We start from the raw sequence: 26049 nt of genomic DNA on the forward strand, positions 1-26049 counted from the left end.
TATTAGCTTAAATGTTTAATATACGTTTCTAAATCTTTATCACCTCTACCTGATAAATTCACTACAACTACTTGATTATTTTGTAAATCCATTTTTGGTAATACCGCCAAGGCATGTGCACTTTCTAAAGCAGGAATAATTCCTTCTATTTTTGTCAATTGATAAGCAGCATCTAGTGCTTCTTTATCCGTAGCATTCATAAATTTTGCTCGTTTCGTTTCATGCAAATAGGCATGTAAAGGTCCCACTCCTGGGTAATCCAATCCTGCGGAAATTGAATAAGGTTCTACGATTTGCCCGTATTCATCTTGCATTAAAATCGTTTTACTTCCGTGGATTACCCCTACTTCTCCTAATTGAGAAGTTGCCGCGCTTTCACCTGAATCTACTCCTAATCCTGCTGCTTCAACCGCAATCAATTCAACTTCCTCTTCATCTAAATAATGATAAAAAGCACCTGCAGCATTACTTCCTCCACCTACACAGGCTATAATAGTATCAGGATTTTCTTTGCCTGTTTGTTCTTTCAACTGCACTTTCATTTCTTCTGAAATAACCGCTTGTAAACGTGCTACCATATCTGGATATGGATGTGGCCCTACCACAGAACCAATTAAATAATAGGTGTCTGGATGCTGAATCCAATAACGAATTGCTTCATTCGTAGCATCCTTTAGTGTTTTACTACCACTAGTAGCAGGCACTACTTTTGCACCTAACATTTTCATACGAGCTACATTTGGTGCTTGACGTTTAATATCGGTCTCTCCCATAAAAACAATACACTCTAAATCCATTAAAGCACAAACCGTTGCTGTGGCCACACCATGCTGTCCTGCACCTGTTTCAGCAATAATTTTGGTTTTCCCTAAATGTTTTGCTATCAAAATCTGACCAATTGTATTATTTACCTTATGCGCTCCTGTGTGATTTAAATCCTCTCGTTTTAAATAAATAGTAGCCCCGTATTTCTCTGACAATCTCTTTGCTAAATACAATGGACTTGGACGCCCTACATAATGCTTCAACAAGTCTTTGTATGCTGTTTGAAACTCTTCAGATTCTATAATTTGTATATAATTATCTTCTAATTCTTTTACGTTTGGGTACAATAATTCAGGAATAAATGCTCCTCCAAATTGCCCATAATAACCGTTATTGTCTGGTTGAAATTTCATATGATTAGCTTTTAGCTGTAAGTTCTTGGTAAAATGCCTTAAACTTCTGTAATTTTTCTACTGATTTTACTCCTGGTTTTGTCTCAAACTTGCTATTTACATCAATGGCGTAACAATATTGAGAGGCTTCTCTTTTAAAAAACGATTGTAATTCGTCTATTTCTTCTAAACCTATTCCTCCACTTAAAAAGTAAGGTTTTGTTGAATTATAATCTTCCAAAATTTGCCAATTGAATGTTATTCCATTCCCACCTCGTTCTTTCCCTTTGGTATCAAACAAAAAGTAATCAACCACTTCCTCATAAGGTTTTAAGGTTTCAAAATTGAACTCATCTTTGACACCAAACACCTTAATAATTTCTACATCATTCCTAACTTGTCTCGGATTCTTCTTATGAGAAGCTGAATCAAGATCAGCTTGACGTAGCCCTTCTTTTAGTTGCTTGATATACTCAACAGTTTCATCTCCATGTAGCTGAATTGCATCCAGTTTATATTCTTCTATCAATGAAACTACTATTTCTACATACTCATTAACAAAAACACCAACTTTCTTAATTCCTTTAGGTAAATCAGGAATAATTCCTTCAAAATTTCTTGGTGATTTTTCATAGAAAATAAACCCTAAATAATCAGGTTGTAATTCAGCTACTTGCTGAATATTTTCTATGAACTTCATTCCACAAACTTTAAGCCCCCGAGCCCCCGAAGGGGGACACTGTAGATTCTTATGCTTATCTCCTAACTTAGTTTTCATTATATCTTGTTTTTCTTTATACTCCCTCCCTTTGGGAGGGTTGGGGTGGGCTTTTATCGTATTTGATTAATAAACTCTTGACATGCTTGACCTGGATTTTCTGTTTTCATAAAGTTTTCTCCTATTAAAAAACCTTGAAAATCGTATTCTTTTAACCCTGTAATTATTCTTGGATTAGAAATTCCACTTTCAGAAACTTTTATCGCACTTGTAGGAATTTGACTTGCTAATGCTATCGAATTTTCTAAGTCAACCTCAAATGTTTTTAGGTTACGATTATTGATTCCTATAATCTTGTTATCTAAACTCCCTATCTTATCCAAATCCTCTTGGGTATGCACTTCATACAATACCTCTAAACCTAAATCATGAGCTAATTGTCCGTAGTTTTTTAACTCTTGTGCTGTTAAGCAAGTAGCTATTAGTAAAATTACATCAGCACCAATAGCTTTGGCTTCTACTATTTGAAATCCATCAACAATAAAATCTTTTCTTAAAATAGGTTTCTGCTCATTAATCGTTCTTGCTTCCATCAAATCTGCCATGGTACCTCCAAAAAATGAGGTATCTGTTAAAATTGATAATGCTGCAACGTTAGCATCTAAATATCCTTCAACAACTTCAGAAACCGTAGCTTTATCGTTGATAATTCCCTTAGAAGGTGATTGACGTTTAAATTCTGCTATAATTCCTGTTGAATACGGATCCAACAATGATTTTTTTAGTGAAATTGGCTGTCTTTTAAAATTCGGACTTTCCACTAATTTTTTAACTGGAACCTCAGCTTTTATTTTTGCTACTTCCCTTTTTTTAAATTCAGTGATTTTATCTAGTATTGTCATCTCAATTATAAATTATGATTTTTTAATTATGAATTAGTTATTCGTAATTAAAGAATGTAAACATTCTTTTGCTTTTAATCCTAACAACGAATCTTTTGCCTCTTCAAAAGCAACTTCAAAACTCTTATGTTTATCAATAGTTTTTAAGGCAAAGGCAGCATTTGTCAACACAACATTATTCTGTGCTTCTGTTCCTTTTCCATTTATAATATTTACAAATATTTCGGCAGCTTCTTTAACTGTATTGCCCCCAAAAATATCGGATGGAGCAATTTGCTTTTGTCCTAAATCAAATGGAGAAACTTGTTGCTCTGCTTCTTTAGTAAACAATTTAAAATCTCCTGTTAATGAAATTTCATCATATCCGTCTAATGCATGTACTACTCCATAATTTGTATTGGATTGTTGCAACATATAATTATACACTCTAGCCACTTCTAAATTAAACACACCTACCAATTGATTTTGAGGTTGACTCGGATTTACCAAAGGACCTAGCATGTTAAAAAATGTTTTTACTCCTAATTCTCTACGGATTGGGGCTACTACCTTCATCGCTGGGTGAAATAACGGAGCGTGTAAAAAACAAATGTTTGCTTCGTCTAACTGACGCTTTAAAGTTGACTCATCGTTTGTAAAGTTGTACCCTAAAAACTCCAACATATTGGATGATCCTGAAGCTGAAGAAACTCCATAATTTCCATGTTTTGCAACTTTATTCCCTGTTCCTGCAACAATAAATGAAGTTAATGTTGAAATGTTGAAGGTGTTTTTTCCATCACCTCCTGTTCCACACAAATCAATGGTATTAAAATCAGATAAATCTACTTTAATCGCTAACTCCAACAAAGCTTCTCTAAATCCTGATAATTCATCTACTGAAACCGGACGCATTAAAAACACGGTAATAAATGCAGCTATTTGTGAAGCATTGTATTTTTCTTGTGCGATGTTTATCAATACTTCTTTCGATTGTTCTTTAGTCAATCGTTTTTGTTCAAATAGGGTGTTTAGTATTTTTTTCATGTCAATGGCTTTAAGCTTTTGGCTTTTGGCTTTCGGCAAAAGCAATAAAATTCTGAAGCATCTTTTTTCCATCTGGAGTTAAAATGCTTTCTGGATGAAACTGTACTGCTTCAATGGCAAACTCTTTATGACGTAATGCCATAATTCCTCCATCTTCATCAATTGCTGTCACCTCTAATTCCTCTGGAAAATTAGTATGAGAAGCAATCCACGAATGGTAACGAGCTGCTTCAAATGTTTCTGGAATATCTTTAAAAGTGACTGTATCGCTTTTAGTTACTTTCATTTCTGTAGCAACTCCGTGAAAAACCTCATTTAAATTTTCTAGCTCGCCTCCAAAAACTTCAGTAATTGCTTGCAAACCTAAACAGACTCCAAAAATTGGAATTTTACCTGCATACGTTTTTATGGTTTCTTTTAAAATACCTGCTTCATCAGGAATTCCTGGTCCTGGCGAAAGAATAATAGCATCATAATTTTTAATTTCTTCAACAGAAATTTCATCATTACGATATACATCAGGTAACTTTCCTGTGATATCTTCTACATAATGTACCAGATTGTAGGTAAATGAGTCGTAATTATCTAAAATTAGTATGTTCATGTTGTTAGTTTTTAAAGTTTGAATGTTGAAAGTTTATCAAGTTTTATATAATTACAACTTTTTACTTTATAAACATTCAACTTTTATACTTATATGTTTTCTGCTAACACTAATGCTTTTTTTAATGCTGCTAATTTGTTATTTACTTCTTGTAGTTCGTTTTCTTCTTTTGAATTAATTACAATTCCTGCTCCTGCTTGATAAAACAAAGTATTATTTTTACTCACAAAAGAACGAATCGCAATGGCTTGATTTACATTTCCGTTTAAACCGATAAACCCTACACATCCACCATAAAATCCACGAGTTTGATTTTCATAGGTATCAATTAATTCCATGGCTTTGTATTTTGGAGCTCCACTTAATGTTCCTGCAGGAAACGTATCTCCTACAATTTCTATCGGATTTCCTGTAATCTTTCCTGTCACTGTTGACACCAAATGAATTACATGACTAAAATACTGTACTTCTTTATAGGTTTCCACAGTTACGTTAGTGGCGTGTTTACTTAAATCGTTTCGTGCTAAATCAACCAGCATTACATGTTCTGCATTTTCCTTTGGATCATTCGCCAACTCTTTCGCTAACTTTCTATCTTTCTCATCATCTCCTGTCCTTCTGAAAGTTCCTGCAATTGGATTGATTACTGCCTGACCTTCATCAATTTTAATTTGTGCTTCTGGTGAAGACCCCATCAACTTAAAACTTCCGTAATCAAAATAGAATAAATAAGGTGACGGATTAATGGAACGCAAAGCTCTATACACATTAAATTCATCCCCTCTAAACTGTTGTTGAAATTGACGTGATAACACCAACTGAAAAACATCTCCTCTCTTGCAGTGTTCTTTTGCTTTTACTACATTCTGCTTAAATTCTTCATCTGTAATGTTAGAAGTTTCTTCTCCTTGAAAAGTAAAATCATATTGAGCAAACGATTGAGAATTTACCAAGTTTTCAATTTCTGATAATCGAGACTCTTCTCCTTCTGGTATGTTTTCTATCAAAATCATTTCATTTTTAAAATGATTGATAGCCACAATAAATCGGAAAAAACTGTATTGTAATAATGGGATATTAGAAGGCGATTTTTTTGAGTTAAACTTTATGGTTTCAAAATATTGAACCGCATCAAAAGTGGTGTACCCATACAGTCCGTTGAATGATTTGATTTCTTCTGAACAATCTACTTCAATCAAATTACTGTATACATCAAACTTTTCATAAAAATCTCTTTGTATAGATTCTCTTTTCTTTTCTTCTTTTTTATAAAACAATAACAGTTCATCATTTTCTGCCTTAATTGTCACCAAAGGTTCTATACATAAAAATGAATAGCTATTTTCTTTACTGTGATAATCAGAACTTTCTAACAGCAAACTATTTGCATACTTATCTCTTGTTCTTAAGTACAAACTTACTGGCGTAACCATATCTGCCAATTGTTTTTTTGCTATCGTTTTAAATTTTATTTTTTTCATTTTAGTTTTTGATGTATAAAAACAAAAAAGGCTTATCATGAGATAAGCCTTTTCGTTGTATTATAGATATAACAAGATGGTCTCACTAACGTAAGTTATGAGTTTTCCACCACCAGTTATTTAATTGTTGATTCATCATTATGGCACAAATGTATAAAGTGATTTTGAATTGACAAATTTTTTTAGATTAAAAAAATTAGCTCGTAACAAAAAGCAAATTAGTTAATTGAAAAATCTTCTTTAGAAAAGAATATATCTATAGGTGAATTCCCTACTCCTTTTACCGTTTTAAAAACAGAAGTATCATCGTTATAAATTACTAACATACTTTTATCTGTATCAAAAAAATCTTCTGCTCCTAAAACATATATTTTTCCTGTTGTAGGATGCTCTCTTACGATGGTAGTAAGCATCACTCCATCCATCATCGGGTTTACAAACTCTGTTGCTTCTTTACTCTCTGTATTAAACCGATGAATTGAACCTGTATTCACCTCAACCCAATAAATAGTATTACTTGAAGAGTTCATTGTAAGCATGCTTGTTTTATACAAATTAACCCCATCTAGAGTAACTGTTTCTGCTACAGAATAATCATTAGCAAGACTTACAAATTGTGCTTTTTCTCCTACTCTTTTTTCAGTTCCAACCCAAATTTGGTTGTTCTTATCTTTTAAAATTCCTGAAATAACATCTTCAAATGTTACTGCTGTTTTTAATGACCTATCTTTAAGGTTTAATACTTTCAACTCTTTATCGTCAGCAATTAACATATTTTCACCATCTACTAAAAGTCCCGACTTAGAAAACAATACCTTATCTGAAATTCCTTCTATTTTATCTTTTATGCCTTCATTTATATTGAAAAATGACAAACTGTATGTTTTGCTTCTTCCACTTCCAGCAGTTGAAATCATTAACCCTTCAGTTTCAGAAAACATTGTTAAATACGAAGGATCAGTAACTGCGGAAGTTGTTACTACTTTTTCTACAGCTAAATTTTGCAAATCAAATTTTGTAACAAAATCAGGACCTGATTGTGATACTGTAAATAGTTTGCTTTCATATTCTGAAAAAGAAATTGTGTTTTTATTTAACGATTCATACACATTAGGTGTATAAATCTGATCTTCATCTAAGTGCCCAATTACTGTTCCTTCACCTTCATAACCTACAATAAAAGAATTATCATAAATTGGAGTTGGTTCATGTTCTGTTGAATCACTTGAACAAGAAAAAAATGTCATAAATAGACATAACAATGCAATACTGTATATACGTATCATCTTTATAATTAATTTAAAATTTCAGAAAATAAAAACACTTCCAAACATTAAACTTTTTAAATGCTTGTGTGTATTATTGTTCATCCTCTTAATCCCGAAAGGACAACAACAAATAAAATTTTGGCAGGTCTCCTGACTAACATCTTATTACTACCTTCCCGTAAAAAAACAGTGGTGTAAGAAATAATAAGTATCTACTTAAAATAGACGTAGCTTACAGTTGCGGGTACAGTTTAGGATTTTCACCTAATTCCCTTTTAATTTTCTTTTCTTCAAAGAAAAACCGCGGCAAATATATTTTAGTCTAGCTAAAGAATCATAAACTTTAACAATAATAATCTGTATCTGTCTTACTTCTTCAACCTAACTTTATACACATCAACCTTTTGCTAAAAAAATCAAACAACAATAACTTTTATCTTAAAAAACAATTACAAATAACCCTTATTTTTTAGTTTTAAGTTTAAAATTAAAACTGAAAATAAAAATATCATTTACACAAAACAACATGATTAGTTTATTTGCATTGCAATAATTAATTAAAAACAGAAATTATGTGTGGAATTGTATGTGCGTTTGATTTAAAACAACCTTCAGATATATTAAGACCTCAAATTTTAGAAATGGCTAAAAAAGTTCGTCATAGAGGTCCAGATTGGAGTGGTATTTATAGTGATGAAAAAGCAATAATGGCTCACGAGCGACTAGCTATTGTTGATCCTGCTTCAGGACAACAACCTCTATTTAGTTACGACCGTAGATTTGTGTTAGCTGCTAATGGAGAAATATACAACCACAAAGAGATTAGAAAACAGTTAAAACAACAACACGAATTCTTAACACAATCTGATTGCGAAGTTATCTTAGCTTTATACAAAGAAAAAGGTGTTGAGTTTTTAGACGACCTAAACGGAATTTTCGGTTTTGCAGTATACGACTCTATGACCGACGAATATTTAGTAGCTCGTGACCATATGGGAATCATTCCTTTATATATGGGATGGGATAAACACGGAACTTTTTATGTTGCTTCTGAGCTTAAAGCTTTAGAGGGAGTTTGTAACAAAATTGAAGTTTTTCCTCCTGGACATTATTACACTCGTGAAGATGGATTACAAAGATGGTATTCTCGTGATTGGATGGAGTATGAAGCTGTTAAAGATAACCAAACATCTATTGATGAAGTACGTGATGCTTTAGAAGCCGCAGTTCACCGTCAATTAATGAGTGATGTACCTTACGGAGTTTTATTATCTGGAGGACTAGATTCTTCTATCACCTCAGCTATTGCTAAAAAATATGCTGCTAAACGTATAGAATCAGATGATAAAGATGCTGCATGGTATCCGCAACTACATTCATTTTCTGTGGGATTAGACGGATCTCCTGATTTGGCTGCTGCAAAAAAGGTATCAGAACATATAGGCACTATTCATCATGAAATTACCTTTACCATTCAAGAAGGGTTGGATGCTATAAAAGATGTAATCTACAACTTAGAAACTTATGACATCACTACTGTTCGCGCTTCTACGCCTATGTATTTAATGGCTCGTGTAATTAAATCAATGGGAATAAAAATGGTCTTATCTGGTGAAGGCGCTGACGAACTTTTTGGAGGTTATTTATACTTCCACAAAGCACCAGATGCTGAAGAATTCCATAAAGAAACAGTACGAAAATTAGATAAGTTATATCAGTACGATTGTTTACGTGCCAACAAAAGTTTAATGGCTTGGGGAATTGAAGGACGTGTTCCGTTCTTAGATAAAGAATTTATGGATGTTGCAATGCGTATTAACCCTGAAGACAAAATGATCAACGGAGAACGTATGGAAAAATGGGTATTACGTAAAGCCTTTGAAAGTTATTTACCAAAAGAAGTAGCTTGGAGACAAAAAGAACAATTCTCTGACGGAGTTGGCTATAACTGGATTGATACTTTAAAACAAGTAGTTGAAACCGCCGTTACCGATGAAATGATGGAAAACGCTGCACACCGTTTCCCTACTCAAACACCTAGAGCAAAAGAAGAATATTACTACCGTTCAATTTTCGAAGAGCATTTCCCTAGCGAGGCTGCTGCTTTAACGGTACCTTCAGTACCATCTATTGCATGTAGCACCCCTACAGCACTAGCTTGGGATGAAAGCTTTCAAAACCAAAACGAACCTTCAGGTAGAGCTATTAAAGCTGTACACGAAGACGCTTACTAAGAAATATCTTAGTTTAAATTTTAGTTGTGTAAAAATCTCGCTTAGGCGAGATTTTTCTTTTTTACCAATCTTAATACTTTGTTAAACCTTATTTTAAAACTTCCTCTTTAATCATTTTTAATAGTAAAATGAACAATTTTAATATTCCTATCTAAGCCTAGTCCTTAATTTTGTTACACCCTTAAATTAACCATTGCTCACACTCCTTAATTAATTATTTAACCATAAAACTTAGCACCATGAAAAAATTAGTATTTGGTTTACTTTTTCTAGGTCTTACCAGCCTAGTTTATTCCCAAAATGATGTTCAAAAGAACATTATTTTAGAACCCGTTACCATTAAACCTTTAAATTTAAGTTATCTTAAAGAAGTTCAACATGAAGACACACCTGAATTAGTTGTAAACTTACAAAACGAAGCAGCTAGGTATGACATTACAGAGTTACCTATATTCGACAGAGAGTTTGAGGCTTATGAAGTTATTTTTAAGACCAAAAAAGAAGGAGGAACCTCAGGGTTAATTACTGCTACTTATGATTCTAACGGAAAAATCATGAGTTCTATAGAGCGTTATAAAAACATTCTACTTCCAAAAACAGTTAGAGACGCTATTAACAACAAATATCCTGGATGGATTATACATAAAGACATATTTCTTGTTACCTACAGAGATGACAGGAAAGCTAAACAAGTCTTTAAAGTTCAAATAAGAAAAGATGGGGATAAGAAAAACTTAAAGCTAGACTACGACGGAAACATCCACTAAACTAACAACTACTTAAACTTGACTTTACAAGGTAAAATTAAAAAAGCATTTGGTAGCATTACCATATGTTTTTTTAATTTAAAGGTTTCTCCTTATTAAAAACAAGCTTTTACCTCTTTAACAGCAAGTTAACAAAAAGAACACTAAGCATTTGTTAACTTTACATATGTCTGTTTATTTAATTCAACATATAACTAAGAATAAAACAGCAGTTGACTTAGCTATTGCTTTTTATTCTAAACTTCAACTAACACTTTTCAAAAAATGCATTAATTGTTGGGTTGATTACAAAAAAAACAGTGTGTTTTTTCTAATAAAAGCTACCGATAAAAAGTCTATAAAAAGCTTGTATTACAAATCTATAAACATACAACCCTATAAAATTACTTCGGTTAATAGACATTTAGCTTATGCGCTTTTAAAAAGAGAACAACAACTTAAAACAATACAGTCTGAAACTCATTACAATTCAAATAAACATTCTATTCTATTTTTAGCAAAAACATTTAATAAGAAAACACTAATATGTAAACTTCAAGAAAGTAACGCTAAAAATGTTTTATTATATAAAAAAACAATTATTGAAAACTTAATTAACTCTTACGAAGGCTATCAAATTAAAACCAAAGAAGAAGGTTTTTTAGCCTCTTTTACTTCTTATAAAAAAGCAATTGACTGCTCTATTGCTATTCAAAAAAAGCTCTATAAAAGAATCGATTGTTTTCCTATTAAAATTATACTTTTTCCTAACAAAAACAACCAAGTAAGCATTGCTTCTACTGCAAATATTAATAGACTAATTGAATTTCTTTATTTTCTAAAAACAAAAAAACAACTTATTATTTCATCACAAATAGAAAATTTAAACACTTATTCAGAACATATAGATTGTAAGCAAAACAATGCCTACTTAAAACTAAACCCCGAAACTGAAAACTTTTTACATTCTTTACTAGATGTAATCTCAAAAAATTATCAAAACCCTCATTTTAATATCCCTAACATTGCTTCATTAATGATGATGTGTAAAACCAAACTATATAGAAATTGTAAAGCAATTACAGGAAAATCTATCAATCAAATATTAAAAGAATTCAGACTTATAAAATCTGTCAATTCAATTACAGATGGCATATCAGACATTAATCAAACCTCTATAGATGTTGGCTTTAGCAGCTCTTCTTATTTTTCAAATTGTTTTAAAAAGGAATATGGAATTTCTCCTACAACTTTATTAAAACAACAACAAGAGTTTAGTATACCGTTTTACATCTAAAACGCAACCTTTTTTACTCTTTTACTACTAAATTCATTTTCAACCCAACTCATTAAATGACTTTTAAGCCACTTTTCTAAAGTCTACTTTCTGCATCAAGTACAAAAACATAAAACACACTGTTTAAACTCATTTTTAAGCGTTTTAACACGTTTTTAGCTTTTTAACAAATGTTAATAATTCTAACTCAAAAACGCTTAAAAACTTTATTTTGAGGTTAAAAAATCGTAAATTTGTAAGACTACAAAAGTCGCTTTCGGGCGATTTTTTCATGAAAGAACTTTAATTTAATTCACTTGATAATGAGCGAAGAAAAAAAACATAATTATTCTGCCGATAGTATTCAAGCGCTAGAGGGAATGGAGCACGTACGTATGCGTCCGTCCATGTATATTGGTGATGTTGGTGTACGTGGTTTACACCACTTAGTATACGAGGTAGTAGATAACTCTATTGATGAAGCTTTAGCAGGGCATTGTGATACGATTTCGGTAGATATTAACGAAGATAACTCTATTACTGTTCGCGATAACGGTCGTGGTATTCCTGTTGGTTTACATAAAAAAGAAGGTGTCTCTGCTCTTGAAGTTGTAATGACCAAAATTGGTGCTGGTGGTAAGTTTGACAAAGATTCATATAAAGTATCTGGAGGTTTACACGGGGTTGGAGTATCGTGTGTTAACGCACTTTCTGATCACTTAAAAGCAACCGTATACAGAGAAGGAAAAGTTTGGCAACAAGAATACGAACGCGGTAAATCGTTATACCCTGTAAAAACTATTGGTGAAACTGATATTACGGGTACTGAAGTTACCTTTTTACCTGACAGATCTATCTTTCAGCAAACCATCGTGTACAATTATGATACCTTAGCTACTCGTATGCGCGAATTAGCATACTTAAACAAAGGTATTACCATTACACTTACCGATAAACGTGAACAAGATGATGAAGGAAATGACATTTCAGAAGTTTTCCATTCTACAGAAGGTTTATCAGAATTTGTAAAGTTCTTAGACGGAACAAGAACACAAATTATTCAAGATGTAATTGCTATGGAAGGAGAGAAAAACGGAATTCCTGTTGAAGTAGCAATGGTATACAACGATTCGTATGCTGAAAATCTACACTCTTATGTAAACAACATCAACACACACGAAGGAGGTACCCACTTATCTGGTTTCCGTCGTGGATTAACAAATACTTTAAAAAAGTATGCGGATGATTCTGGTTTGCTTAAAAATGTAAAATTTGAGATTTCAGGAGATGATTTCCGTGAAGGATTAACTGCCATAGTATCGGTAAAAGTTGCTGAACCTCAGTTCGAAGGACAAACTAAAACCAAATTAGGTAACCGTGAAGTAACTTCAGCTGTATCACAAGCAGTATCTGAAATGTTAACAGATTACTTAGAGGAAAATCCGAATGATGCTAAAACCATTGTACAAAAAGTAATTTTAGCAGCACAAGCACGTCACGCAGCTCGTAAAGCTCGCGAAATGGTGCAACGTAAAACTGTGATGAGTATTGGTGGTTTACCTGGTAAATTATCTGACTGTTCAGAAACAGATCCTGCAGAATGCGAAATCTTCTTAGTAGAGGGTGATTCGGCAGGTGGTACTGCAAAACAAGGTCGTGATCGTAATTTCCAAGCTATTCTTCCATTAAGAGGTAAAATCTTAAACGTAGAAAAAGCAATGCAGCACAAAGTTTTTGAAAATGAAGAAATCAAAAATATGTTTACAGCACTTGGTGTTTCTATCGGTACAGAAGACGACCCGCGTGAGTTAAACTTATCAAAATTACGTTATCATAAAGTAGTTATTATGTGTGATGCCGATGTTGATGGATCTCACATTGCTACTTTAATTCTAACATTCTTCTTCCGTTACATGCGTGAAATGGTTGAACAAGGATATATTTATATTGCTACTCCTCCTTTATATTTAGTTAAAAAAGGACAAAAGCGTGAGTACGCTTGGGATGATAACCAACGTGACTTAATCGCTCAAAAAATGGGTGGTGGAGTTTCTATTCAACGTTATAAAGGTCTTGGAGAGATGAACGCTGAACAATTATGGGATACAACTATGAATCCTGAATTCAGAACCTTACGACAAGTAACTATTGATAATTTAACTGAAGCTGATAGAATTTTCTCTATGTTAATGGGAGATGAAGTTCCGCCTCGTAGAGATTTCATTGAAAAAAATGCTAAATATGCAAATATTGATGCTTAAACCAATTTCTTAACTATAAAAAAGCCCAATAAAATTATTGGGCTTTTTTTTATTTTATATTTTTACCCCGTTAAAAAAACCTACAATTATGAAAAAAATTCTTTTACCACTTTTAACTTTAATGGTAAGCTTTAGTGTTAAAGCTCAGGAATTAGAAACTCTCTTACTAGCCAAAGATGACGCTAGCAAATTAACAAACGCTTATTTAGATCCTGCTATGAAAGGATTCATTTACAGCATGAATAATGGTTGGTATCACACGGCTAAAGTTCACAAAAAATTTGGTTTCGATATTACAATTGGCGCAAACCTTTCTTTTATCCCTGAAAAGGATGAAATTTTTAATTTAACCAAACTAGGTTTATCGAGCAACACAACTTACAACCAAAACACTACAGCTACAGTTGCTGGTAGCAATTCAATGGCTCCTGCTGAATTAACTTACACAACCACCATTGAGGGAGAAACTGTTGAAGCTAACTTTACCATGCCAGAAGGTATTAAAGAAGACCTACCTGCAAACGCTGTTCCTGCACCATCTATTCAAGTAGGTGTTGGACTTCCTTTTAAACTTGAAGCAATGGTTAGATACGTACCTCAAGTAGGTTCTGACGATGTAAAAGGAGGTTTATTTGGTATTGGTGTAAAGAAAGAAATTACCGATTGGTTTGGTCCAATGGATAAAACTCCTTTGCATGTTTCTTTATTAGCTGGTTATACAAATATGAATGTAGATTATACTATTGGTAATGTTGATGGAGAAGTTTCTACCAGAGATGCATCAGCTGAGTTCAAATTAAACTCGTACACCGTTCAGGCAATCGCTTCGTTAAACTTTCCTGTAATTAACATCTATGGAGGTGTAGGTTACAATGGTGGTAGTACAAAGTTAAATATGTTAGGAGACTACACATTAACATACGAAACTGGTAACCCTCTTCAACCAACAGTTCAAGAGACTATAACTGATCCTCTAAAACTTAAAAATAATGCTGGTGGTTTTAACACGACCTTAGGTGCTCGTTTAAGCTTAGGTTTCTTTAAAATCTTCGGAAGTTATACCCTACAAGAATACAACTCTGTAAATGCAGGTATTGCGTTTAGTTTTAGATAAAATATTTCTTAAAATATATACTACATAAAAACCCGTTGAAATATCAACGGGTTTTTCTTTTATATCCATAGCCAAATACCTATTTTTGTGCATCTTGTGCGTAATACGCACTTATAAACATATTAATTACAAAAAAATACATATAAAATGAAAGTAACAGTTGTAGGAGCAGGTGCTGTAGGTGCAAGTTGTGCTGAGTACATTGCTATTAAAAATTTCGCTTCTGAAGTTGTTTTAGTTGATATTAAAGAAGGTTTTGCTGAAGGTAAAGCAATGGACTTAATGCAAACTGCTTCTTTAAATGGTTTTGACACTAAAATTACTGGAACTACAGGAGATTATAGCAAAACTGCTGGTTCTGATATCTGTGTAATTACTTCAGGAATTGCTCGTAAACCGGGAATGTCTCGTGATGAGTTATTAGGAATCAATGCTGGTATCGTAAAAACAGTAGCTGCTAGTTTAGTAGAGCAATCTCCAAACACAATTATCATCGTTGTATCTAATCCAATGGATACTATGACTTATTTAGTACACAAAGCAACTGGATTACCTAAAAACAGAATTATCGGTATGGGTGGTGCTTTAGATTCTGCTCGTTTCAAATATCGTTTAGCTGAAGCTTTAGAAGCTCCTATTTCTGATGTTGACGGAATGGTTATCGGTGGTCACTCTGACAAAGGAATGGTGCCTTTAACTCGTTTAGCTACTCGTAACTCTGTTCCTGTATCTGAATTCTTATCAGAAGAAAGATTAGAACAAGTAAAACAAGATACTAAAGTTGGTGGTGCTACTTTAACAGGTTTATTAGGTACTTCTGCTTGGTATGCTCCTGGTGCTGCTGTATCTGGAATGGTACAAGCAATTGCTTGTGATACAAAAAAGATTTTCCCTTGTTCAGCTTTATTAGAAGGAGAATACGGTTTATCTGGTTTATGTATTGGTGTACCAGCTGTATTAGGTAAAAACGGAATTGAAAAAATCGTTGAAATCAACTTAAGTACTGAAGAAAAAGAAGCTTTAACTTCTTCAGCTGAAGCGGTTAAAAACAACAACGCTGCATTAACTTTCTAAGAAGTTAAAAGCACATAATTTTAAAAGTCCTGAGCAGTTTTTGTTCAGGATTTTTTTATAAAAAAATGTTAAAGTTATTACGCTAATGTAAGATTTTCAGAATCTAAACGTCTTTATAGTAGAGAAACATTAGTAGTGTTTCTTTTCATAGTTTTTCATAGCAATTTTCCCACTTCATTCTTTTGAAGTGGGTTTGTTTTTTTACACTATACCGCTTGCTGAACTACTTCAAACAACTCTCCGCCTTCACACTTAATCACTTTCTGTTTAAACTTTACAATTAATTGATAATCGTGAGTTGCCATCAAAATCGTTTTTCCACTTTGATGAATCTCATTCAACAACTCCATTACCTCTAATGAAGTTTTCGGATCTAAGTTTCCAGTAGGCTCATCTGCTAATATTAATTCAGGATCATTTAATAACGCTCTTGCTATTGCTACACGTTGCTGTTCTCCACCTGAAAGTTCGAAGGTTTGTTTGTAGTATTTTTCCTTCATCCCTACTTTGTCTAAAACCTCATTAATTTTGTTTTTCATCTCGGTTTTATCTTTCCAACCTGTAGCTTTTAAAACAAACTCTAAGTTTTCAAAAACACTTCTGTCATTCAACAATTTAAAATCTTGGAAAACGATTCCTAGTTTTCTTCTTAAAAACGGAATGTCTTTTTCCTTTATCTTCTTTAAGTCAAAATCAACAATATTACCTAAACCACGTTGCAAACGTAAATCTCCGTACAAGGTTTTTAACAAACTACTTTTACCACTTCCTGTTTTTCCAATTAAGTAATAAAAATCACCTTTATTCAACGTAAAATTTACTTTTGACAGCACTAAATTGTCTTGTTGATAAATATCAGCATTTTCAAGGTGTAAAACAGGATTTTCCATGGAGTATATGTTTTTTTACAAATCTAAAATTTTATAACGTAATTCTGTAACATTTCTTACTTTTGATAAAATGTCTCCCAACAAAAATAAAAAACTAACGTTATAGTTTCTAGATAACTAAAAAATATGAGAGTTAATTGTTTCAAAAAAAGCTGCTTTTTATTTCTTTTTTTAACCTTTACAACGATAATAACGGCGCAAGAATCGGCTATAAATAGTCATTCAAATGCCGATTTTCATAAAGCAATGCGTTTGTATAATAATAAAGCATACGCTGCATCTCAAGAAATTTTCAGAAAGATTTCACATAATTCAGAAGAACATCATAACCTAAAGGCAGATGCTGATTATTATGATGCGATGTGCGCTATAAAACTACAACAAGATGATGCCGACAATAGAGTTATTCAATTTGTTGAAAATTATCCTTACAATAACAAAAAAGAAAAAGCTTACTTAAATGTAGGTAACTATTATTTTGCTAACAGAAAGGCAGCGCATTCTTTAAAATGGTATCAAAAAGTAAATGAAAAGTTACTGAGTCCAGAAGAAAGAGACGAGTTGAACTATAAAATGGGATATGCACTTTTAGTTTCTAATTATTTAAAAGATGCTAAATCTCGTTTTCAAACGTTATTAGGGAATCCTATTTACGGTAATGACGCTCGTTATTACTACGGTTTTATTGCTTACAAACAAGAAAACTTTGGAGAAGCTGAAGACAATTTAAGTCAATTAGCCAACGACGCTACCTACCAAGCTAAAGCAAATTATTACATTTTAGATATTAGTTTTAAAGCTGGAAGGTTTGATAAATCAATTCAAATTGGAGAAAAATTATTAGAAACTACTCAAGATAAAAAAGAGGTTTCTGAAATTTCTAAAATAGTAGGTGAAAGTTATTTCAACCTTAAAAAATATGACAAAGCAATTCCTTACTTAACAGAATACAAAGGTAAAAATGGTCGTTGGACGAATACGGACTATTATTACTTAGGATATGCTTATTATCAACAAAAAGATTACGAAACTGCTATTAGCAACTTCAACAAAATTATTGGAGGAAACAACAAAGTAGCGCAAAATGCTTACTATCATTTAGCGGAATGTTATTTAGAGTTAGATAAAAAGCTAGAAGCTTTAAATGCATTTAAAAATGCTAGTGAAATGGATTTTGATGCTAAAATAACAGAAAGCGCTTCGTTAAACTATGCTAAATTGAGTTATGAAGAAGGTAACCCTTACGAAAGTGTTCCTGATGTTTTAAAAGGATTTTTAACTAAATATCCTACGTCACCCAATACAGCTGAAATTAGTAATTTATTAGTTACTTCATACTTACACCAACAAGACTATCAAGGTGCTTTAGACTTTTTAAGCACTTCTGAAACTCCTGAAAGTAAAAGTATTATTAATGAAGTGTCGTTATACAGAGGTATTCAGTTATTTAATGAAAATAAAATTGCCGAGGCTAAATCGTATTTTACTAGTGCTACACAATCAGAAAACCCAACTGTAAGTAACAAAGGGGCTTATTGGTTAGCTGAAACTGAATACTCTTTGGGCAACTATCAAAAAGCTTTAGAAAGCTTCCTTTCTGTTACCAATAAAGACATAGAAGAAGCTAAAATGCTTAATTATCAAATTGGATACACGAACTTCAAGTTAAAAAGTTATCCAAATGCAGCGAAATACTTTCAGCAATTTCTAGATCAAAATGTAGATGATAACGATTTGAATGATGATGCTTCTAACCGTTTAGGAGATTCATTTTATGCTTCAAAAAGTTATTCAAATGCTATAAAAGCGTATAACAAAGTAATTCAAGAAGGTGGTGTTGGTGCCGATTATGCACAATATCAAACAGCAATGAGTAATGGTTTCTTAGGTAAAAACGATGTTAAAATTCAAGATCTAGAAACACTGATTAATGAGTATAGCGAATCTCAGCTTAAAGATGATGCTTTATTCCAATTAGCTACTACATATACTACTACAAACAATACCTCAAAAGCTCAAAAAACCTATGAGCGTTTATTAGCGAATTATCCTACAAGTAATTACGTTCCTAATGTATTATTACGTCAAGGTCTGTTATACTACGGTAGTAATAACAATAGAAAAGCTATTGAAAAATATAAGGAAGTAGTTGCAAAACATCCAACCTCTAACGAAGCAAGACAAGCGGTTATGAACATCAAAAATGTATATATCGATTTAGGAAAAGTTGATGAATATGCTGCTTGGGTTAAAAACATACCTTTTGCTAATGTTACCAACGCCGAATTAGACAATGCTACTTACCAATCTGCTGAGAACAAATTCTTAGAAAACAACAATCCAAAAGCTATTGAAGGATTCAACAAGTATTTACAATCATTCCCTAACGGAATAAATGTGTTGAAAGCTCATTTTTATTTGGCACAAGCCTATAACAATACTAAGCAATTTGATGAAGCAATTCCTCATTACTCTTATGTTTCAAAACAAAACAAGAATGAATTTACAGAGGAATCATTAACAAAACTTGCTAATATCTATTTAGAAAAACAAGATTGGAATAATGGTATTTTAGTACTTCAACAATTAGAGAAAGACGCAAACTATCCGCAAAACATCATTTTTGCCCAAAGTAATTTAATGAAAGGGTATTACAACAAAAATGATTATGCTAACGCAATCGTCTATGCTGAAAAAGTATTAACTACAGGTAAGGTTGACACTAATATTGCTGAAGACGCAAAAATAATTTTAGCACGCTCTTCTTTTAAAAAGAATGACTTTTTAACTGCCGAAGAATACTTTAATGAAGCTAGTAAAAAAGCTACAGGTGAGCTAAAAGCTGAGTGTTTATATTACAATGCTTTCTTTTTACATGAGAACAAAGAATACGAAGCTTCTACCAAAGCTGTTCAAGACTTAATTGCTAATTATTCTTCTTACAAATATTGGGGAGTAAAAAGCTATATAATCATGGCGAAGAACTATTATGCTTTAAAAGATGCGTACCAAGCAACTTACATCTTAGAGAATATTATTAAAAACTTTACTCAGTATAAAGATGTAATTGAAGAGGCTAAAAATGAACTTCGTACCATTAAAAACAAAGAAGCCAAAACAAACGAATCAGTAACTACCCAAAACTAAAATTTGTTAATAACAAACGAAAGTTAAATGATTAGATCGATGAAAAAGCACCTAAGTTTACTTGCTTTATTTGTGATAGCCTATGCAAATGCACAAGAAAAAAATACCACAAACAAAGCAAAAGACACTATTATAAAAACAGAAGTTGTAAACGTAGTAACTTCGTATGTTCCTAAAATTACTGATGCCTTTAAAATAAAGCAAAAACCAGTAATTGAACACACTAAAGAAACTCAGAAAAAAGCGTTAGAATATCAAATATTTTCAGTTCCTGTAGCCTCTACTTTTATTCCTAAAAGTGGTACTATGAAAAAGGTAGATCTTGGAAAAAGAGAAAAGTTATACGATAACTACGTGTCTGTTGGTTTTGGAAACGTATTGTCTCCTTTCTTGGAAGCTTATATGAGACGTAGCCAAAGTTACAACAGTGAATTAGGAGCTCATGTGAAATTTTTACTATCCTCTAATCCAGTTGCAGATACTGAGCTAAGTAGTACTTTTTTCAACATCGATTTAAACTTAAATTACACACAACAAGAACGCTATTTTCAATGGTCTGCAGGTTTAGATGCTGAAAAAGACAAATATAACTGGTATGGTTTACCAACCAATATTACGTTTACCGAGTTTACCTTAAGTACTATTGAAGAATCACAAAGCTATAATCACTTTAAAATCTTCGGACAAATAAAGCCAGATGATTCTTATTTAGATGAAGCTAACGGAGCTATTTCTTATTTTTCTGATTCTTTTGAAAGCTCTGAATTTTTGATAGATGGAAATGCTCAGTTTCGTTTTCCTTTAGATAATTTTCATCGTCAACTAAATGACTTATACGTAAATACTACTGCTAGTTATTTAGGAGGAAGTTACGCTTATGCTTACAATGCTGTTACCGCTATCGATTATAGTTTTATTACTTTAGGAGTACACCCAACATACAAGTTTAACCTACAAGATTTAGCTATTAAACTAGGTGCTAAAAGTTATTTTTCAATGGATACGGAAAATAGTGAATCTAACTTTTTCATTTATCCTGATGTCGAAATCTCATATCCTATCGTAAAAGATTTTGCAAATGTATTTGTTGGCGCATCAGGTGATTTAACCACGAACATGTTCCAATCTTACACAGATGATAACCCTTACGTATCTCCTACCCTTGATATGCGTCAAACAAACAAAAAATTTGATGCTTTTGGAGGAATTAGAGGAAAGCTAAATCATCAATTTAGCTATAACACAAAAGTAAGTTATGCTGATATTGAAAATAATCCGTTTTTTGCTTTGAACCAATCAAAGTCTGATGGCGACAACATTGCTGGAACTAACGGATTTACTTTCTACGGATATGAATATGGAAACTCTTTTAAAGTAGTTTATGACGATATTAAACTGTTATCTTTCTTTGGTGAAATCGCTTTTGATGGTATCAAAAACCTTACTATTGGAGCTAATGCACAGTTTAATAAATTCACGTTAACCAACGAAACAGAAGCTTGGAACGCTCCTAAAATAAAAGGAGAGATTTTCGGAACTTATAAGACCGATAAATGGTATGCAGGCGCAAACCTATACTTTGTAGGAAACAGAAAAGGTCGTGTGTATGACACTTTACCTGCCGATACTTTTACATCAACAGATTTAAAAAGCTATTTTGATGTAAACTTTAACGGAGGATATCATTTTGACGATTCATTTTCTGTGTTTTTAAACCTTAACAATGTACTTAACAACAGTTATCAACGATTTAATAATTTTAACGTACAAGGTTTTCAAGCAATGGGAGGATTAACCTGGAAGTTTGACACGTTGTTCTAGCATTTAAAATATAAAACTTACATTTAGGGTGTTAAAACTAATACCCTAAATGAAAAAACTAACCTTTTTACTTCTTACAAACATGGTTTTCTTTGCTTGTAAAACAGAACAAAAGCAAGACACACAAACTACAACCTATAGTGAAACAGCGTACAAACAAGACTCTGTTCAAATAAAACAATTATTTAGTTCTGCATTAACTGAAGGAAAATCTTATGAGTGGTTACGTGATCTAACTCAAAATATTGGAAGCCGTTTATCTGGTTCAGAAGGAGCCGCTAAATCGGTAATTTGGGGAGAAAAATTGATGAAAGAAGTTGGTTTAGATTCTGTTTGGTTACAACCTATTATGGTACCACATTGGGTGCGCGGAGAAAAAGAAGTAGCTAATTATGAATTTAATGGAGAAAAAATAAATGTCCCTATTTGTGCTTTAGGAGGTTCTATTGCAACACCAACTAACGGAATTACCGCACAAGTTATAGAAGTTAAAAACATTGACGAAGCCAAAAATTTAGGAGATAAAGCTAACGGAAAGATTGTATTCTTTAACGGTGCTTTTGACAACACACTCATCAATACCTTTCAAGCTTATGGAGGTTGCGTAGGTCAACGCTACGGAGGAGCTTCTATAGTTGGAAAATTTGGAGCAAAAGCAGTTATTGTCCGTTCTATGACCAACGGAATTGACGATTATCCACACACAGGTTCTATGGGATATGGTGATATTCCGAAGGAACAATATATTCCTGCTGCAGCTATTAGTTCACGTGCTGCTGAAAACTTAAGCAAGCATTTAAAAGAAAACCCAAACTTACAATTTTACTTTAAACAAAGTTGTGAAAATCTCCCAGATGCTCCTTCTCACAATGTAGTAGGAGAAATTAAAGGAAGCGAATATCCTGATAAAATTATGGTGGTTGGCGGGCATTTAGATTCTTGGGATTTAGGGGAAGGCGCACACGATGACGGAACTGGAATTGTACAATCGTTAGAAGTTGCTTATTTATTCAAAAAGAACAACATCAAACCTAAAAACACCATCCGAATTGTCTTTTTCATGAATGAAGAAAACGGTTTACGTGGCGCTACTGAATATGCTCGTTTAGCAAAGGAAAATGGTGAATTACACATTGGTGCTTTAGAATCTGATGCAGGCGGACACACACCAAGAGGTTTTTCTATTGATGCAAATAAAAGAAACTTACAACTTGTACAAAGCTGGAAAAAACTCTTAGCTCCTTACGGATTACATGATATTATTGCTGGTGGTGGTGGTGCAGATATTGGCCCTTTAAAAGATGATCATGTTACCTTGGTAGGTTACCGACCAGATTCGCAACGCTATTTCGATTATCATCATGCGGCTACAGATACATTTGATAAAGTAAACAAACGTGAGCTTGAGTTAGGAAGCGCTTCTATGGCTAGTATTGTGTATTTAATGGATAAATATTTATACAACGAAGAAGCTTTAAAGCCTTAAAAAGTATAAGATGAGTACTAGATTAAACAAAGAATACTTTGAAACTAAAAGAAAACACAAAGAAGGTTATAGAAATAAGAACCTTACTTTAAAAAAAGTCATTTTTAATTTAATTATCACCCTTGTTATAATTGTCTTATATAATATTTTTAACAACTATTTATCAAAGAAGGCTGAACAGAATAAAAAAGAAAGCTCTTCATCTTATATATTAATCCAGTAATAAACTCAGTTAATGAATATATTAATATTAGTACTTAAAATTATTTTCGGAATATTTTTCGCCTTTGCAGGTATTATGCACATTGTAAAACCTAAAATTTTCAATCGCTTTATTCCTAATTTCCTTCCTAAATTAATTATAAACTATATAGCTGGTTTATTAGAGTTGGCTATTGGTATCGGATTACTAATTAATCAAACTACCAAACAAGCAGCTTTAGCAATGTTTGTTTTAATGTTGCTTTTTTTGCCTATTCATATTTGGGATGTTTTTAGAGAAAAACCTGCAATTGGATCTAAGAAAATAGCCATTATACGAGTTCCTCTTCAGTTTTTGTTATTATATATCGCCTATTTAATTTACACACACTAATGAAAAAAGTATTATTTCCACTACTAACATTTAGCCTTCTATTTTCTTGTAAACCAAAAGAAAAAGTAGACACGTTAGTCATTAACGCAAATGCTTATACCGTAAATACTAATTTTGATAAAGCAGAAAGCTTTGCTATTAGAGATGGAAAGTTTTTAGCCATCGGAAACAATAAAGAAATTCAAGAAAAATACACTTCTTTAAACATTATCGATGCTAAAAACAAACCTGTTTACCCCGGGTTTATCGATGCACATTGTCATTTTTACGGATTAGGTTTACAACAACAGAAAGTAGACTTAGTTGGAACAGAAAGTTACGACGAAGTACTACAACGTTTAATTGATTTTCAAAAAGAGAAAAACACAACTTATATCACAGGTCGTGGCTGGGATCAAAATGATTGGGAAATAAAAGAATTTCCTACCAAAGAAAAATTAGACAGTATTTTCCCTAATACTCCAGTTGCTATTCGCAGGATTGATGGTCATGCAATGTTAGTAAATCAAGCTGCTATTGATTTAGCTGGAATAACTCTTGACTCAAAAATTAACGGAGGAGAATTCATAAAAAAAGATGGTAAGCTAACAGGAGTACTGATTGACAATGCAATGAATTTTATCAATAATCCAAAACCATCAAAAAAGGAGCAAATTCAAGCTTTAAAAGATGCTGAAAAAATCTGTTTTGATTTAGGATTAACTACCGTTGACGATGCTGGTTTAGATAAAGAAGTTATTGAATTAATTGACAGCTTACAACAATCGGGTGATTTAAAGATGCGTGTATATGCAATGATTTCTAACAATCAAAAAAACCTTAATTACTTCCTCAACAAAGGAGTTATAAAAACTGACAGATTAAATGTTCGTTCTGTAAAAGTCTATGCCGATGGTGCTTTAGGATCACGAGGAGCTGCCCTTAAAGATGAATATTCTGATAAAAAAGGGCATTTTGGAGCTTTGGTAAATTCCTATGAGGACTTACAAAAAGTGGCGAAGAGAATTGCAGATTCAGACTATCAAATGAACACCCATGCTATTGGAGACTCTGCCAATTACGTAATGTTAAAAACCTACAACGAAGTATTAAAAAATAAAACTGATAGACGTTGGCGTATTGAACACGCCCAAATAATAGACGCAAAAGATTTTAATCTATTCAAAAATGTACTTCCATCTATACAACCAACACATGCAACTTCTGATATGTATTGGGCAGAAGACCGTATAGGATCAGATAGAGTTAAAGGTGCTTATGCCTATAATGACTTATTAAAAGAATACGGAAAAGTTGCTTTAGGAACCGATTTCCCTATTGAGCATGTAAGTCCGTTATATACTTTTTACGCAGCTACTATAAGAAAAGATTTAAAAGGTTATCCTGAAAAAGGCTATCAAATGGAAAATGCATTATCAAGAGAAAATACCTTAAAAGGAATGACTATTTGGAATGCCTATGCTAATTTTGAGGAAAACGAAAAGGGAAGCATCGAAATAGGTAAAGTCGCTGATTTTATCATTCTTGATAAGGATATAATGACTATTGACGGAAAAGAAATTCCGAACACAAAAGTGATAGCAACCTATGTAAATGGTGAAAAAGTGAATTAAAAACAAGATTTTACTAAACAAAAGCGTCTTAGAAAATATTCTCTAAGGCGCTTTTATTTAATACAGTAATTTATTCTATATAAAATGTTCTATTTTGCGGGACATACACTATTTTATTTTGACAAATAGTAGCACAGCCTCCAGCCTGCAAACATTCATAAATTAGCTTACCACAAGATACGTTTCCTTCACAACTTTCGGTAAATTCACCTGTTGCTCCTTTACAAGTTACTTCGTATGTACCTTTGTCAATTCTTTTTTGTATCTCCTCTTCACTATCTAAAACAAAAAAATCTGCTTCAGCTTCAACAGAACCAAGGTACTTAATCGTATTATTCTTTTTATCATACTCAACATCTATGTATATGACATTTTCATCATTTGATGTTTGTATATCCATAGCAGCTAATTTAGAAAAAAACTCATCTGGGCTAAGTTTTGAATCTGCTAACAATTTCAAAGGTTGATTTTTATTGCATGCCACCAAACCAAATACCACAATTAAAAACCCTAAAACAATCTTTCTTTTTTTCATAATGAACAAAATTTAAAATTACCTACATCGCTAATATACAATGTTTTAAATTACAAGTAAAAAAATGCATCTTTTTGCGCTATTTTCAGTCTACTATACGA

At 32.5% G+C, this 26049-nt stretch carries 20 protein-coding genes and 1 riboswitch; of the genes, 11 read left to right on the forward strand and 9 right to left on the reverse strand.

Annotated elements, in window-relative coordinates; genetic code table 11:
• Positions 1 to 2: 2 nt before the first annotated feature.
• The 7 genes from trpB to AC3VI6_RS02610 form a co-directional block, all read right to left on the reverse strand.
• Entirely contained in the window at positions 3 to 1178 is a 1176-nt protein-coding gene (gene trpB, locus AC3VI6_RS02580; RefSeq protein ID WP_497705057.1) for a tryptophan synthase subunit beta, read from the reverse strand.
• A 4-nt stretch (positions 1179 to 1182) separates the two neighbouring features.
• On the reverse strand, positions 1183 to 1857 hold the full coding sequence (locus tag AC3VI6_RS02585; RefSeq protein WP_497705058.1) for a phosphoribosylanthranilate isomerase: 675 nt from the start codon (positions 1855 to 1857) through the stop codon (positions 1183 to 1185).
• A gap of 131 nt (positions 1858 to 1988) precedes the next feature.
• Positions 1989 to 2777 carry an indole-3-glycerol phosphate synthase TrpC gene (gene trpC, locus AC3VI6_RS02590; protein WP_497705059.1) on the reverse strand — a complete coding sequence of 263 codons (789 nt, stop codon included), beginning with the start codon at positions 2775 to 2777 and terminating at the stop codon, positions 1989 to 1991.
• Positions 2778 to 2810: 33 nt separating this feature from the next.
• On the reverse strand, positions 2811 to 3803 hold the full coding sequence (trpD, locus tag AC3VI6_RS02595; protein ID WP_497705060.1) for an anthranilate phosphoribosyltransferase: 993 nt from the start codon (positions 3801 to 3803) through the stop codon (positions 2811 to 2813).
• Positions 3804 to 3813: 10 nt separating this feature from the next.
• Positions 3814 to 4407: an anthranilate synthase component II gene (locus tag AC3VI6_RS02600; RefSeq protein WP_497705061.1), complete on the reverse strand. Its 594-nt coding sequence runs from the start codon at positions 4405 to 4407 to the stop codon at positions 3814 to 3816.
• Positions 4408 to 4496: 89 nt separating this feature from the next.
• Positions 4497 to 5888: an anthranilate synthase component I family protein gene (locus tag AC3VI6_RS02605; RefSeq protein WP_497705062.1), complete on the reverse strand. Its 1392-nt coding sequence runs from the start codon at positions 5886 to 5888 to the stop codon at positions 4497 to 4499.
• Positions 5889 to 6106: 218 nt separating this feature from the next.
• Positions 6107 to 7135, reverse strand: a complete 1029-nt coding sequence (locus AC3VI6_RS02610) for a hypothetical protein (protein WP_497705063.1) — start codon at positions 7133 to 7135, stop codon at positions 6107 to 6109.
• A gap of 144 nt (positions 7136 to 7279) precedes the next feature.
• Positions 7280 to 7477, reverse strand: a riboswitch (cobalamin riboswitch).
• A gap of 251 nt (positions 7478 to 7728) precedes the next feature.
• Between AC3VI6_RS02610 and asnB the strand changes: the two genes are divergently transcribed.
• The 6 genes from asnB to mdh all read left to right on the forward strand — a co-directional run bounded on the left by asnB (position 7729) and on the right by mdh (position 15861).
• Positions 7729 to 9390 carry an asparagine synthase B gene (gene asnB / locus AC3VI6_RS02615; RefSeq protein ID WP_497705064.1) on the forward strand — a complete coding sequence of 554 codons (1662 nt, stop codon included), beginning with the start codon at positions 7729 to 7731 and terminating at the stop codon, positions 9388 to 9390.
• Positions 9391 to 9629: 239 nt separating this feature from the next.
• Complete coding sequence (locus AC3VI6_RS02620) at positions 9630 to 10157, forward strand: hypothetical protein (RefSeq protein WP_274634743.1); 528 nt, start codon at positions 9630 to 9632, stop codon at positions 10155 to 10157.
• 166 nt (positions 10158 to 10323) lie between these two features.
• The gene (locus AC3VI6_RS02625) at positions 10324 to 11433 is read left to right on the forward strand and encodes a helix-turn-helix domain-containing protein (RefSeq protein WP_497705065.1); all 1110 of its coding nucleotides are present in this window, start codon (positions 10324 to 10326) and stop codon (positions 11431 to 11433) included.
• Between the two features lie 302 nt (positions 11434 to 11735).
• Positions 11736 to 13673 (forward strand): DNA topoisomerase (ATP-hydrolyzing) subunit B, encoded by a 1938-nt coding sequence (gyrB, locus tag AC3VI6_RS02630; RefSeq protein ID WP_497705066.1) that lies wholly within the window; start codon positions 11736 to 11738, stop codon positions 13671 to 13673.
• Positions 13674 to 13761: 88 nt separating this feature from the next.
• Entirely contained in the window at positions 13762 to 14787 is a 1026-nt protein-coding gene (locus AC3VI6_RS02635; RefSeq protein ID WP_497705067.1) for a DUF6588 family protein, read from the forward strand.
• 147 nt (positions 14788 to 14934) lie between these two features.
• The gene (gene mdh, locus AC3VI6_RS02640) at positions 14935 to 15861 is read left to right on the forward strand and encodes a malate dehydrogenase (RefSeq protein WP_497705068.1); all 927 of its coding nucleotides are present in this window, start codon (positions 14935 to 14937) and stop codon (positions 15859 to 15861) included.
• 206 nt (positions 15862 to 16067) lie between these two features.
• On the opposite strand, the gene AC3VI6_RS02645 is transcribed toward mdh, so the two are convergent.
• Positions 16068 to 16751, reverse strand: coding sequence for a cell division ATP-binding protein FtsE (locus tag AC3VI6_RS02645; protein ID WP_298998546.1), 684 nt, complete (start codon positions 16749 to 16751; stop codon positions 16068 to 16070).
• Between the two features lie 246 nt (positions 16752 to 16997).
• Between AC3VI6_RS02645 and AC3VI6_RS02650 the strand changes: the two genes are divergently transcribed.
• From AC3VI6_RS02650 to AC3VI6_RS02670, 5 genes are all read left to right on the forward strand, one after another.
• Positions 16998 to 19898, forward strand: a complete 2901-nt coding sequence (locus AC3VI6_RS02650) for a tetratricopeptide repeat protein (RefSeq protein ID WP_497705069.1) — start codon at positions 16998 to 17000, stop codon at positions 19896 to 19898.
• 39 nt (positions 19899 to 19937) lie between these two features.
• Positions 19938 to 21719 carry a TonB-dependent receptor gene (locus AC3VI6_RS02655; RefSeq protein WP_497705070.1) on the forward strand — a complete coding sequence of 594 codons (1782 nt, stop codon included), beginning with the start codon at positions 19938 to 19940 and terminating at the stop codon, positions 21717 to 21719.
• A 49-nt stretch (positions 21720 to 21768) separates the two neighbouring features.
• Entirely contained in the window at positions 21769 to 23205 is a 1437-nt protein-coding gene (locus AC3VI6_RS02660; RefSeq protein WP_497705071.1) for a M20/M25/M40 family metallo-hydrolase, read from the forward strand.
• Positions 23206 to 23440: 235 nt separating this feature from the next.
• On the forward strand, positions 23441 to 23800 hold the full coding sequence (locus AC3VI6_RS02665; protein WP_497705072.1) for a DoxX family protein: 360 nt from the start codon (positions 23441 to 23443) through the stop codon (positions 23798 to 23800).
• Entirely contained in the window at positions 23800 to 25413 is a 1614-nt protein-coding gene (locus AC3VI6_RS02670) for an amidohydrolase (protein ID WP_497705073.1), read from the forward strand. Before AC3VI6_RS02665 ends, AC3VI6_RS02670 begins: the two co-directional genes overlap by 1 nt.
• Before the next feature lie 70 nt (positions 25414 to 25483).
• Here AC3VI6_RS02670 and AC3VI6_RS02675 read toward each other — a convergent pair whose 3' ends face one another.
• Positions 25484 to 25948, reverse strand: a complete 465-nt coding sequence (locus AC3VI6_RS02675) for a hypothetical protein (protein ID WP_497705074.1) — start codon at positions 25946 to 25948, stop codon at positions 25484 to 25486.
• Between the last annotated feature and the right edge of the window lie 101 nt (positions 25949 to 26049).

The organism is Tenacibaculum sp. TB-56 (assembly GCF_059716275.2).